General features: G+C 74.3%; 9 protein-coding genes and 1 pseudogene. 1 reads left to right on the forward strand and 9 read right to left on the reverse strand.

The window, feature by feature from the left end; genetic code table 11:
* Positions 1 to 136: 136 nt before the first annotated feature.
* The 8 genes and pseudogenes from AAHH18_RS09160 to AAHH18_RS09195 all read right to left on the reverse strand — a co-directional run bounded on the left by AAHH18_RS09160 (position 137) and on the right by AAHH18_RS09195 (position 9,820).
* Positions 137 to 1,411: a glycerate kinase gene (locus tag AAHH18_RS09160; protein ID WP_343301399.1), complete on the reverse strand. Its 1,275-nt coding sequence runs from the start codon at positions 1,409 to 1,411 to the stop codon at positions 137 to 139.
* Between the two features lie 25 nt (positions 1,412 to 1,436).
* On the reverse strand, positions 1,437 to 3,065 hold the full coding sequence (gene cimA / locus AAHH18_RS09165) for a citramalate synthase (RefSeq protein ID WP_283321856.1): 1,629 nt from the start codon (positions 3,063 to 3,065) through the stop codon (positions 1,437 to 1,439).
* Between the two features lie 460 nt (positions 3,066 to 3,525).
* Positions 3,526 to 4,626 carry a branched-chain amino acid aminotransferase gene (locus AAHH18_RS09170; RefSeq protein ID WP_283320964.1) on the reverse strand — a complete coding sequence of 367 codons (1,101 nt, stop codon included), beginning with the start codon at positions 4,624 to 4,626 and terminating at the stop codon, positions 3,526 to 3,528.
* Positions 4,627 to 4,718: 92 nt separating this feature from the next.
* Entirely contained in the window at positions 4,719 to 5,762 is a 1,044-nt protein-coding gene (locus AAHH18_RS09175) for a 3-isopropylmalate dehydrogenase (RefSeq protein ID WP_343301400.1), read from the reverse strand.
* A gap of 44 nt (positions 5,763 to 5,806) precedes the next feature.
* Positions 5,807 to 6,250: a hypothetical protein gene (locus AAHH18_RS09180; protein ID WP_343301401.1), complete on the reverse strand. Its 444-nt coding sequence runs from the start codon at positions 6,248 to 6,250 to the stop codon at positions 5,807 to 5,809.
* A gap of 77 nt (positions 6,251 to 6,327) precedes the next feature.
* A pseudogene (gene ilvC / locus AAHH18_RS09185) lies at positions 6,328 to 7,374 on the reverse strand (ketol-acid reductoisomerase); the annotation flags it as partial.
* Between the two features lie 22 nt (positions 7,375 to 7,396).
* Positions 7,397 to 7,921, reverse strand: coding sequence for an acetolactate synthase small subunit (ilvN, locus tag AAHH18_RS09190; RefSeq protein ID WP_222171754.1), 525 nt, complete (start codon positions 7,919 to 7,921; stop codon positions 7,397 to 7,399).
* 18 nt (positions 7,922 to 7,939) lie between these two features.
* A complete protein-coding gene (locus AAHH18_RS09195; RefSeq protein WP_343301417.1) occupies positions 7,940 to 9,820 on the reverse strand; it encodes an acetolactate synthase large subunit in 1,881 nt (626 codons plus the stop codon).
* A 345-nt stretch (positions 9,821 to 10,165) separates the two neighbouring features.
* Between AAHH18_RS09195 and AAHH18_RS09200 the strand changes: the two genes are divergently transcribed.
* The gene (locus tag AAHH18_RS09200) at positions 10,166 to 10,807 is read left to right on the forward strand and encodes an AMIN-like domain-containing (lipo)protein (protein WP_343301402.1); all 642 of its coding nucleotides are present in this window, start codon (positions 10,166 to 10,168) and stop codon (positions 10,805 to 10,807) included.
* Between the two features lies 1 nt (position 10,808).
* On the opposite strand, the gene AAHH18_RS09205 is transcribed toward AAHH18_RS09200, so the two are convergent.
* A complete protein-coding gene (locus tag AAHH18_RS09205; RefSeq protein ID WP_343301403.1) occupies positions 10,809 to 12,530 on the reverse strand; it encodes a glycoside hydrolase family 13 protein in 1,722 nt (573 codons plus the stop codon).
* Between the last annotated feature and the right edge of the window lie 23 nt (positions 12,531 to 12,553).

Here is a 12,553-nt window from a genome sequence, read left to right on the forward strand (position 1 = left end):
CGGAGCACCCGGAGGGGCGGGAGGGTTCTCGGCCCGGCTCCGGGTGCTCGGGGGCATCCGGAGGCGACGACCGGTCGGACGGCCGGCCGCGCTCAGGCGGTCCGGGGGCGTGCGACGGCCGCGGCGGCCGCGCTGCTCAGCGTTCCCATGCGGGCGACGGTACGGGGCGCCCGGGCGCGGGCGCACGGCGATTTCCGGTCGGACGGCGGCGGGCCGCGGCGACCAGCCGCGTCACCTGCGCGGCCGTCGCGGTGAGGTGCGCGGCGGTGGTCGCCGGGTCGAGCGCCTCCGCCGCCGGGAGCGGCCGCGGGTGCACGGGGAGCACCGCGTCGAACGGCCCCGCCGCGGCGTCCCCGCGCACGTCGACGGCGCCCGCGAGCGCCACCACCACGGCCCCCGCGGCGCGCCCGAGCGCCGCCACACCGGCCGGTGTCTTGCCGCGGGCCGTCTGCGCGTCGAACCGTCCCTCGCCCGTCAGCACCAGGTCGGCGCCCGCGAGCGCCTCCTCCAGCCGTGCGGCGCGGGCCACGTGCGCGAACCCCGGCTCCCGGCGCGCGCCGAGGGCGAGCAGCGCCGCGCCGAGCCCCCCGGCGGCACCCGCCCCGGTGACGTCCGCGACCGCGCGCCCGCGGGCCGCCAGCGCCGAGCCCCACGCGACGAGCCGGTCGTCCAGGTGGGCGACCTGCGCGGGCGTCGCACCCTTCTGCGGGCCGAACACGTGCGCCGCGCCTGCGGGCCCGTGCAGCGGGCTGTCGACGTCGGTGAGCACGACGAGGTCGACCGCACCGAGGTCCGGCAGGGCGTCGAGCGACCCGAAGTCCCACAGCGGGTTGGTGCCGGGGCCACCGAGCGGCGACCCGTCCCGGGAGCGGGCGGCGCCACCCAGCGCCAGCAGCAGCCCCAGCCCGCCGTCCGTGCACGCCGTGCCGCCGAGCGCGACGACCACCCGGCGCGCGCCCCCGTCGACCGCGTGCCGGAGCAGGAGGCCGAGCCCCGCGGAGCCGGCCCGAGGGGGCAGGTCGGGGCCGACGTCGACCTGGCCGAGCCCGACGCAGGAGGCGGCCTCGACGACGGCGGTCGGGCCGGCGGCGGTCCGGCCGGCGGCGCGACCGGGGCCGCCCGCGCGCTCGTCGCCCCTGGGCCCGCCCGCCGGCCCCGCGTCGTCCCCGTCCAGCACCGCGTACGCCGCGTCCACCGGCCGGCCGACCGCGTCGACGACCGGAGCGACCACCCGGCGCCCCGGCCGGGCGGCGAGCAGGGCGTCGACGGTCCCCTCGCCCCCGTCCGCGACCGGCACGACGCGCACCGACCCTCCGGGGTCCGCGGCGCGCACGCCCGCTGCGGCGGCCTCCCCGGCGCGCGCGCTCGAGAGACACCCCTTGAACGCGTCCACCGCGACGACGACCCTCACAGCCCCAGCATGCCGGAGCCCCGTGTCAGCGCGGCGCGACGCCCCGGTTCCGCAGGCCCCAGATCGCCGAGTCCGTCAGCGCCTCCCACGACGCCTCGATGAGGTTCGGCCCCACCCCCACGGTGCTCCACGCGGTCTGCCCGTCCGTGGTCTCGATGAGCACCCGGGTCACCGCGTCGGTGCCGTGCATCGCGTCGAGGATGCGCACCTTGAAGTCGATGAGCTCGAACTCCGCCAGCTCCGGGTACACCCGCTGGAGCGCCAGGCGCAGGGCGTGGTCCAGGGCGTTGACCGGGCCGTTGCCCTCGCCGGTGGCGACGATGCGCTCACCCCCGGCGTGCAGCTTCACGGTCGCCTCGGCCGTCGCCGGGGTGCCGCGGGACCCCGCCCGCTCCACGATCGTGCGCCAGGACTCGACCCGGAAGTACGCGGGACGTCCGCCCTCGACCTCCTCGGCGAGCAGCAGCTCGAACGACGCGTCCGCCGCGTCGTACGTGTAGCCCTGCGCCTCGGCGTCCTTGACGCGCTGGGTGACCCGCGTCAGCACCTCGTCCTGCCCGGCCAGGTCGAACCCGAGCTCCCGGCCCTTGAGCTCGACCGACGCGCGCCCCGCCATCTCCGAGACGAGCATCCGCATGTCGTTCCCGACGGCCTGCGGGTCGATGTGCTGGTACAGGTCCGGGTCGACGCGGATCGCCGAGGCGTGCAGCCCCGCCTTGTGCGCGAAGGCGCTGACCCCGACGTAGGGCTGGCGGGCGAACGGCGCGATGTTGGTGATCTCGCTGATCTGGTGGGCGATGCGCGACATCTCGGCCAGGCCGCCGGAGCCGTCCGGCGGCGGGGCGAGCACGCTGCGACCGGTCTTGAGCTCCAGGTTCGCGACGACCGACAGCAGCTCGGCGTTGCCCGTGCGCTCCCCGTAGCCGTTCACGGTGCCCTGCACGTGCACCGCGCCCGCCTCGACGGCCGCGAGGGTGTTCGCCACCGCGCAGCCGGAGTCGTTGTGCGCGTGGACGCCGAGGCGCACCAGCGGGTCCGCCGTGCCGAGCGCGGCCCGCAGGTCGCGGATCACGTCGGCGACGTGGGTGGGGAGCATGCCGCCGTTGGTGTCGCACAGCACGACCGTCTCCGCGCCGGCCTCGGCCGCCGCGAGCACGACGTCGCGGGCCGCGGCGGGGTCGTGCCGGAACCCGTCGAAGAAGTGCTCCGCGTCGACGACCACCCGGCGGCCCTCCCCGACGAGCAGCCGGACGGAGTCCGCGACCATCGCCAGGTTCTCCGCGACCGTGGTGCGCAGCGCCCGCTCCACGTGCCGGGAGTCGCTCTTCGCGACCAGCGTCACGACCGGGGCCTCCGAGTCGAGCAGCGCCCGCAGCTGCGGGTCGTCCCAGGCCCGCACGCCGGGCTTGCGGGTCGCACCGAACGCCGCCAGGACGGCGTGCCGCAGGTCCAGCTCCTTGGCCGCGCGGGCGAAGAACTCCGTGTCCTTCGGGATCGCGCCCGGCCACCCGCCCTCGATGTAGCCGACGCCCAGCTCGTCCAGCAGCGGGGCGATCGCCAGCTTGTCGGCGACGGAGAGGTTCATGCCCTCCTGCTGGGCGCCGTCGCGCAGGGTGGTGTCGTAGACGTCGAACGCGCCCGGGCCGTCCGCCACGGGGTGGGCGGCGCCGGTGCGCGGCAGCGAGGCGGGGGCGTCGTCGCGGGGTGCAGAGGTCACGGTCGGGCTTCTCTCGGCGAGGAGGACGGTGCGAGCCGGGTGAGCGTGTGGGCGTGCGGCAACAAAAAGACCCCCCGGGTTCGGGAGGTCGGCGCGTCCGCGGGGGTGGGCGGACGCGCTAGGCGATGACGATCGGGTGACGAACGGTCATGTGCGCCATCGTGGCACACGTCACGCGCGCCGTCAGCCCCGTCCACCCCCCGGGACGCCCGGGCACCCCCACCCGTCCCATCCGCCCCGCCCCACCCCCACCCCTTCCCGCGAGTTCGGCAGTCGGCGTGCGAGTTCGGCAGCTCCAGGTGCCGAACTCGACTGCGAATGCCGAACTCGCGGGCGGGCGGGGCGGGACGCGGGCGGCGGGGCCGGGCGGGTGCGTCGGCGGGTCGGCCGCACCGCGTCAGGCCAGGCGGTGCATCCAGCCGTGCGGGTCCGCGGCGCGGCCGTACTGGATGTCCGTCAGGGCCGCGCGGATGCCGGTGGTCACCGCGCCGGCGGTGCCGTCGCCGACCGTGACGTCGAAGTCCCCGCCCGCGAGCCGCCCGATCGGCGTCACGACGGCGGCCGTGCCGCAGGCGAACACCTCGGCGACCGACCCGTCGCGCAGCCCCGCGAGCAGCTCCGTCAGCGGGATGTCGCGCTCCCGGATCTCCCGGCCCTGCTCGGTCAGCAGCGTGAGGATCGACGACCGGGTGACGCCCTCGAGGATCGACCCGGACAGCCGCGGGGTCGACACCGAGCCGTCGGCGCCGACGACGAACACGTTCATGCCGCCGAGCTCCTCCAGGAGGGTCCCGGTGGCGGCGTCGAGGAAGCACACCTGCTCGCAGCCGCGGGCGTACGCCTCCTGCTGCGGCAGCAGGCTCGCGGCGTAGTTGCCGCCGCACTTGGCCGCCCCCGTGCCGCCGGCGCCCGCGCGGGCGTAGTCCTGGGACACCCAGATGGACACCGGCTTCACGCCGCCGGCGAAGTACGAGCCGACCGGCGAGGCGATGACCAGGTACTCCGCCTGCAGCGACGGCCGCACGCCCAGGAACGCCTCCGACGCGTACATGAACGGCCGCAGGTACAGGCTGGTCTCCTCCCCCGACGGCACCCAGTCGAGGTCGGTGCGCACGAGCGCGGTGATCGAGGCGAGGAAGTCCTCGGTCGGGAGCTCGGGCAGGGCCAGGCGGCGCGCGGACCGCTGCAGGCGCTCGGCGTTCGCGGTGGGCCGGAACGTCCAGACCGAGCCGTCGTCGTGCCGGTACGCCTTGAGCCCCTCGAAGATCTCCTGGGCGTAGTGCAGCACCGCGGTCGCGGGGTCGAGCTGCAGCGGGCCGTACTTCTCGACCCGGCGGTCGTGCCAGCCGAGGCCCTGCGTCCAGGAGGCGCGGGCCATGTGGTCGGTGAAGACGGTGCCGAACTTCGGCGTGGCGAGCAGCGACTCCCGCTCGGCCTGGGGGGTGGGGGTGTCGGTGGGGCGGACCTCGAACGCGAGGTCGGTGTCGGAGATGCTCATCGGTGGCGGCCTTTCAACCAGGAGTCGGGACGACGGTACCTGGGCGACGGCCGGGGTGGACAGGCGCGGACGGGTCCGCGCGGGTGGGGCGCTCAGCCGGCGATGCGCGCGGCGAGGTCCTTGCCCACCTCGGCCGTCGACCGTACTCGCGTCCCCCGCTCCGCCACGTCGGCGGCGACCGCGGCCTCGACGCGCGCGGCGGCGTCGTGCTCGCCGAGGTGGTCGAGCAGCAGCGCGACGGACAGCACGGTCGCGGTGGGGTCGGCCTTGCCCTGCCCGGCGATGTCCGGGGCGGAGCCGTGCACGGGCTCGAACATGCTCGGCGCGGTGCGGTCCGGGTTGATGTTCGCGGACGCGGCCAGCCCGATGCCGCCGACGATGGCGCCGGCGAGGTCGGTGAGGATGTCACCGAACAGGTTGTCGGTGACGATGACGTCGAACCGGGCCGGGTCGGTGACGAGGAAGATCGTCGCCGCGTCGACGTGGAGGTAGTCGACCGTCACGTCGGGGAACTCGGCGTTCACGGCCTCGACGGTGCGCCGCCACAGGTGGCCGGCGTGCACGAGGACGTTGTGCTTGTGCACGAGCGTGAGCTTCTTGCGCGGGCGGGCGGCGGCCCGGGCGAACGCGTCGCGGACCACGCGCTCGACGCCGAACGCGGTGTTGACGCTGACCTCGTTGGCGATCTCGTGCGGCGTCCCCACGCGGATCGCGCCGCCGTTGCCGACGTACGGGCCCTCGGTGCCCTCGCGGACGACCACGAAGTCGACGTCGCCGGGCGCGGCCAGCGGCGACGCGACGCCCGGGTACAGCTTGGCGGGCCGCAGGTTGACGTAGTGGTCGAGCGCGAAGCGCAGCTTGAGCAGCAGCCCGCGCTCCAGGACGCCGGACGGCACGCTCGGGTCGCCGATGGCGCCGAGCAGGATCGCGTCGTGCGTGCGGATCGCGGCGAGGTCCTCGTCGGTGAGGGTCTCCCCCGTGGCGTGCCAGCGGCGCGCGCCGAGGTCGAAGTCCGTCGTGGCGACCGTGGTGCCGGTGCCGGACAGCGCCGCCTCCAGCGCGAGCAGCCCCTGCTCCACGACCTCGGTCCCGATGCCGTCACCCGCGACGACCGCCAGGTTGATCTGCTGCGCCATGTCTCCCACCCTAGCCGTGCGTCCCACCCGTCGGGACGACTGTCTCAGCGGTCGGACGACCGCGGGTAGAGCAGCTCGAACCGCTCCACCACCACCGGAGCGCCCGCGTCGCCGCCCGCCCCCGGCTCCCCGGACCGCACGGTCCGCACCTCGGTCGTCCGGATCAGCGCCCCCGGGTGGCCCGCTCCGTCGAGCACGATCGCGAGGTCGCCCCGCACCGGCAGCGGCTGGTCCGCGTCCTCGAGGTCCGCCAGCGCGGTCGAGGACGTCGTCGCCGTGCCGTCGAGCACCCGGGCGAGGAACCGGTCCGCCTCCTCCGGGTCCTCCCCGGCGGACCACGTCGGCGGCACGAGGGTGCCGTGCACGTCGGGCCCGGTCACCGACACCAGCCGCACCACCCCGGCCCGCACCCGCGCGATCTCCCAGAACCTGAGGATCTCCGCGCCCACGTCCACGCCGTCCGCCGGCCCCTCGCTCGTCGCACCCATCCCGCCATCCTCCCCCGCGGACGGACGGAGCGGGGTCCCCGGGACGAATCCCGGGGACCCCTCACCCCCACCTCCGGTCAGCGCGCGGCCGAGCCCTCCACGTAGTCGGTGTCCGACGGCTTCACCCAGGCGAACAGCTTGCGCAGCTCGCGGCCGACGGGCTCGATCGGGTGGTTCTGACCCTTCGCGCGCAGCGCCTGGAACTCCGGGGCGCCGGCGTCCTGGTCGGCGATGAACCGCTCCGCGAACGCGCCGCTCTGGATGTCCGCGAGGACGGCCTTCATGTTCTCCTTCACGTCGGGCGTGATGACCCGGGGGCCGGAGACGTAGTCGCCGTACTCGGCCGTGTCGGAGACCGACCAGCGCTGCTTGGTGATGCCGCCCTCGAAGATGAGGTCGACGATCAGCTTGAGCTCGTGCAGCACCTCGAAGTACGCGACCTCGGGCTGGTAGCCGGCCTCCGTCAGCGTCTCGAACCCGTACTGGATCAGCTGCGACACGCCGCCGCAGAGGACCGCCTGCTCGCCGAACAGGTCGGTCTCGGTCTCCTCGGTGAACGTGGTCTTGATGCCGGCCGCGCGCAGGCCGCCGATGCCCTTGGCGTAGGACAGCGCGAGGTCCCAGGCCGATCCGGACGCGTCCTGCTCGACGGCGACGATCACCGGCACGCCACGGCCGTCGACGTACTCGCGGCGCACGAGGTGGCCGGGGCCCTTCGGGGCGACCATGACGATGTCGTGCCCGGCCTCGGGCTTGATGTAGCCGAACCGGATGTTGAAGCCGTGGCCGAAGACCAGGGCCGCGCCGTCCTTGAGGTTCGGGGCGATCTCGTCGCGGTAGATGTGCCGCTGCACCTGGTCCGGCGCGAGGATCACGACGACGTCGGCGCCCTGCACGGCCTCGGCGACCCCGGCGACCGCGAGGCCCTCGTTCTCGGCCTTCGCGCGGGACGACGAGCCCTCGCGCAGGCCGACGGTGACGTCGACGCCCGAGTCGCGCAGGTTCAGCGCGTGCGCGTGCCCCTGGCTGCCGTAGCCGATGACGGCGACCTTCTTGCTCTGGATGACCGACAGGTCGGCGTCGTCGTCGTAGAACAGCTCAGCCACGATGGATCTCCTTGTGTGTGGGACGGTGCGGGTCGGGTGGTCAGGCGGACCGGCTCACGCGCTCGAGCGCGCGGTCGGTGATGGAACGCGGCCCGCGGCCGATGGCCACGGTGCCGGACTGGACGATCTCGCGGACGCCGAACGGCTCGAGCGCCGCGAGCAGCGCCGTGAGCTTCGCCGGCGAGCCGGTGGCCTCGATGGTGACGGTGTCGGGCACGACGTCCACCACGTGGGCGCGGAACAGGTCGACGACCTCGAGCACCTGCGTGCGCGTGGCGCCCTCGGCGCGCACCTTCACCAGCAGCAGCTCGCGCTGCACGGAGGCGGCGTCCTCGAGCTCGACGATCTTGATGACGTTGATGAGCTTGTTCAGCTGCTTGGTGACCTGCTCCAGCGGCAGCTCGTCGACGTCGACCACGACCGTGATGCGCGAGATCTCCTCGTGCTCGGTCGGGCCCACGGCGAGGGAGTGGATGTTGAACGAGCGCCGGGCGAACAGGCCCGCGACGCGGGTCAGCACACCGGGCTTGTTCTCCACGAGGACGGAGAGGGTGTGACGGCTCATGATCTGCTCGCTCCCGGGTCAGTCTTCGCGGTCCCACGCCGGGCTGATGCCCCGGGCGTACTGGATGTCGTCGTTGCTCACGCCGGCGGCGACCATCGGCCACACCATCGAGTCGCGCGACACGGTGAAGTCCACGACGACGGGCCGGTCGTCGATCTCCATGGCCCGCTGGATCGTGGCGTCCACGTCCGCGGCGGTCTCGCACCGGAGCCCGACGGCGCCGTACGCGTCGGCGAGCTTCACGAAGTCGGGGACGCGCACCGTGCCGTGCCCGGTGTGCAGGTCGGTGTTGGAGTAGCGCGACTCGTAGAACAGCGTCTGCCACTGCCGGACCATGCCGAGCGAGGAGTTGTTGATCACCGCCACCTTGATCGGGATGTCGTTGATCGTGCAGGTGGCGAGCTCCTGGTTGGTCATCTGGAAGCAGCCGTCGCCGTCGATGGCCCAGACCGTGCGGTCCGGGTCGCCGACCTTCGCCCCCATGGCCGCGGGCACCGAGAAGCCCATGGTCCCGAGCCCGCCGGAGTTCAGCCACGAGTTGGGCCGCTGGTACTTGATGAACTGCGCGGCCCACATCTGGTGCTGCCCGACGCCGGCCACGAAGATCGACTCCGGGCCGGAGATCTCCCCGATGCGGGAGATGACGTGCTGCGGGGCGAGGTGGCCGTCGCTCGGCTCGTCGTAGCCGAGCGGGAACGTCTCGCGCCAGGCGTCGATCTGCCGCCACCACGCCTCGAGGTCCGGCTTGCCGTGGTGCGCCTGCTCCTTGGCGAGCTCCGGCAGCAGGTCGGTGATGACCTCCCGCAGGTCGCCGACGATCGGCACGTCCGCCGCGCGGTTCTTGCCGATCTCCGCGGGGTCGATGTCGGCGTGCACGATGGTCGCGGACGGCGCGAACGAGGAGAGCTTGCCGGTGACGCGGTCGTCGAACCGCGCGCCGAGCGCCACGACGAGGTCGGCCTTCTGCAGCGCCGCGACGGCGGCGACCGTGCCGTGCATGCCGGGCATCCCGAGGTGCTGCGGGTGGGTGTCGGGCAGGGCGCCGCGGGCCATGAGGGTCGTCACGACGGCGGCACCGGAGGCGTCGACCAGTCGACGCAGCTCCGCGGAGGCGCCGGAGCGGATGACGCCGCCGCCGACCATGAGCACCGGGCGGCGGGCGGTGGCCAGCAGGCGGGCGGCCTCGCGGATCTGCTTGCCGTGCGGCTTGGTCACCGGGTGGTAGCCCGGCAGGTCCATCTGCTGCGGCCAGCTGAACGTGGTGTCCGTCTGCATGGCCGACTTGGCGATGTCGACCAGCACCGGTCCCGGGCGGCCGGTCGAGGCGATGTGGAACGCCTCGGCGATGGTGCGCGGGATGTCGGCGGGGTCGGTCACGAGGTAGTTGTGCTTCGTGATCGGCAGCGTGATGCCGACGATGTCGGCCTCCTGGAACGCGTCCGTGCCGATCAGCGAGGCGCCCACCTGGCCGGTGATGGCCACCATGGGGATGGAGTCCATGTTCGCGTCGGCGATCGGCGTGACGAGGTTCGTCGCGCCCGGCCCGGAGGTCGCCATGCAGACGCCGACCCTGCCGGTGGCGTGGGCGTACCCGGCGGCCGCGTGGCCGCCGCCCTGCTCGTGCCGCACGAGGATGTGCCGCAGGCGGGTGGAGTCCATGAGCGGGTCGTAGGTCGGCAGGATCGCGCCGCCGGGGATGCCGAAGACGACCTCGGCGCCGGCCTCCTCGAGCGAGCGGACGATCGACTTCGCGCCGGTCACCTGCTCGGTGACGACGGGACGCGGCCGGATCGCGGTGGGCTCGGCGAGCCGCGCGCCGTCGCGCGGCTCGGGTGCGGCGGCCGCGGGTGCGGACGGGGCCGGCCTGCGGGGAGGTGCCGGGTGGGGGCCCTGGACCATCGGTGTCTCCTGGCGTCGGTGCTGGTGGAGCGTGGTGCGGGTGGTGCGGGTGGTGCCGCCGGTGGCGTCCGTCGGCACGAAAAAACCCCTCGAGCCCCCGGATGGGGCGGGTCGAGGGGTGCGCGCGCTGACGAGGCCTTCCGTGCGTGGCCTCAGCCGGCGCGCCCGGGAAGTACTACGAGGAGGTTCGTCCGCATGTCCGTGACCCTACGCCTGTCGCCGACGGGCTGTCACGCCACCGCGGCGCCGTCTCACATCGTGGTGCACGAGTCCACCTGATGGGCGGTCGCGCCGGGCACCGGCTCCCGCGCGCGCGGACGACCGACGCCCTCCTAGCCTGAGGCGATGATGACGGTCGCCCGAGGTCCTCTGCTCGCCGTCCTCGTCCCGGCGGCGCTGCTGCTGGCCGCGTGCGGCCGGGGCGCCGCGCCCGACGCGGGACCGGACGACGCGTCCGCCCCGCCGTCGGCGAGCGCGCCCGCCGCCACGCCCTCCCCCGGGACGGACCGCCCCGCGCCCGCGCCCTCCGGCACCGCCACCCGGACCCCCGCCGGGGACAGCGGCACCGACGCCGAGCCCTCCGACGACGCGCAGCTCACGGTCACCGGGCTGCGGTCCGGCACCCACCCCGGCTTCGACCGGGTCGTCGTGGACCTCACGGGCACCGGCACCCCGGGATGGCACGTCGAGCGGCAGCACGAGGCCGTGACCGACCCGACCGGCGAGGTGGTCGACCTCACCGGTGACGGCGTGCTCGCGCTCACCGTCACCGGCCTCGGCTACCCGCACGAGACGGGCGCCACCCAGCTCGCGCCCGGCAGCCGCGCCCCGGGCGGCACCGTGGTGACCGGGGCCGAGTTCACCGGCATGTTCGAGGGCCAGGCGCAGGTGTTCCTCGGGCTGACCGACCCGTCGGCGCCGTACGAGGTCTCCCTGCTCGACGACCCGCTGCGGATCGTCGTGGACGTCCAGCGGTCGGTGAGCTGACTCACCGCCGCCGCACCACCCGCGCCTCCCACGGGCGCAGCACCGTCGGCTCCCCCGGCTCGTCGTGGGTGCCGAGCACCAGCTCGCCCCAGGTGCCGTCCGGCGCGGCCGGCCAGTCGTCGCCGAGGTCCACGGACGCGTCCCGCCCCGAGACGTTGACCACCACCAGCAGCGCGTCGTCCCCCAGGGTCCGCGTGAACGCGTAGACCTGCTCGTCCTGCGGCAGCAGCATCGTGAAGTCGCCGAGCGCGACCACGGGGTCGCTGTGCCGCAGCGCGATCAGTCGCCGGTAGTGGTGCAGCACCGACGCGGGGTCGGCGTGCTCGGCGGCGGCGTTGACCTCGACGTGGTTGGGGTTCACCGCCAGCCAGGGCGTGCCGGTCGTGAACCCGGCCTGCGGCGAGGCGTCCCACTGCACGGGCGTGCGCGCGTTGTCCCGGCTCATCGCGGCCAGCCCCGCGAGGAGCTGCTCGTCGGTGGCGGTGCCCAGCGCCCGGGACTGCGCGACGTGGTTCAGCGACTCGATGTCCCGGTACTGGTCGAACCGCGTGAAGTGCGCGTTCGTCATCCCGAGCTCCTCACCCTGGTAGACGTACGGCGTCCCGCGGTGCAGGTGCAGCAGGGTCGCGAGCGCCTTCGCGGACTCCCGCCGGTACCGGCCGTCGTCCCCGAACCGCGACACGACGCGCGGCTGGTCGTGGTTGTCCCAGTACAGGCTGTTCCAGCCGGCGTCCGCGAGCCCGGCCTGCCAGCGCCCGAACGTCGCCTTGAGGTCGGTGAGCCGCAGCGGCCGCGGGTCGAACTTGCCGCCCGGTCCGTGGTCCAGGCCGACGTGCTCGAACTGGAACACCATGTCGACCTCGCGCCGCGCCGGGTCGGTGTACCGCAGCGCCTCCTCCAGCGTGACGCCGGGCGTCTCGCCCACGGTGAGCAGGGCGCCCTCCCGGCCGTCGAACACCTCGCGGTGCATCTCCTGCAGGAACTCGTGCACCCGCGGGCCGTCGGTGTAGTGCGCGCTGCCGTCGCCCCACACGCCCGCCACGACGGGGCCGTCGGGCAGCGAGGTGTCCTTGGAGATGAGGTTGATGACGTCCATGCGGAAGCCGTCGACCCCGCGGTCCAGCCACCACCGCATCATGGCGTACACGGCCTGCCGGACCTCCGGGTTCTCCCAGTTGAGGTCGGGCTGCTTGCGACTGAACAGGTGCAGGTAGTACTCGCCCGACGCCTCGTCGAGCTCCCACGTGGAGCCGGAGAAGAACGAGTGCCAGTTGGTCGGCTCCGCGCCCGGCTGCCCCGGCGCCATTCCCTCGCGGGGCGGGCGCCACCAGTACCAGTCGCGCTTCGGCGAGTCGACGGACGACCGGCTCTCGACGAACCACGGGTGCTCGTCCGACGTGTGGTTCACGACCAGGTCCATGACGAGCCTCATCCCGCGGGCGTGCATCGCCGCGATCAGCTCGTCCAGGTCCGCCAGCGTGCCGAACACCGGGTCGACGTCCTGGTAGTCGCTGATGTCGTACCCGTTGTCGTCCTGCGGCGAGCGATAGATCGGCGACAGCCACACGACGTCGACGCCCAGCGCCTCCAGGTGGTCCAGCCGCGACGCGATGCCGCGGAGGTCGCCGACGCCGTCGCCGTCGGAGTCCTGGAACGAGCGCGGGTAGACCTGGTACACGGTGGCGCGGGTCCACCACGGCGCGTCCTCGACGGTGAAAGCCATGCCGCGACCCTCTCACGCGGGCG

It is taken from the genome of Cellulomonas olei, assembly GCF_039548315.1.
Classification (GTDB): domain Bacteria; phylum Actinomycetota; class Actinomycetes; order Actinomycetales; family Cellulomonadaceae; genus Cellulomonas.

Excerpts from the sequence above, each read along its gene's own strand:
- AAHH18_RS09175 (WP_343301400.1), bottom strand. The coding sequence starts at position 5,762 with ATGGCGCAGCAGATCAACCTGGCGGTCGTCGCGGGTGACGGCATCGGG.
- AAHH18_RS09200 (WP_343301402.1), top strand. The coding sequence starts at position 10,166 with ATGATGACGGTCGCCCGAGGTCCTCTGCTCGCCGTCCTCGTCCCGGCG.
- AAHH18_RS09180 (WP_343301401.1), bottom strand. The coding sequence starts at position 6,250 with ATGGGTGCGACGAGCGAGGGGCCGGCGGACGGCGTGGACGTGGGCGCG.
- ilvN (WP_222171754.1), bottom strand. The coding sequence starts at position 7,921 with ATGAGCCGTCACACCCTCTCCGTCCTCGTGGAGAACAAGCCCGGTGTG.
- AAHH18_RS09170 (WP_283320964.1), bottom strand. The coding sequence starts at position 4,626 with ATGAGCATCTCCGACACCGACCTCGCGTTCGAGGTCCGCCCCACCGAC.
- AAHH18_RS09205 (WP_343301403.1), bottom strand. The coding sequence starts at position 12,530 with ATGGCTTTCACCGTCGAGGACGCGCCGTGGTGGACCCGCGCCACCGTG.
- AAHH18_RS09195 (WP_343301417.1), bottom strand. The coding sequence starts at position 9,820 with ATGGTCCAGGGCCCCCACCCGGCACCTCCCCGCAGGCCGGCCCCGTCC.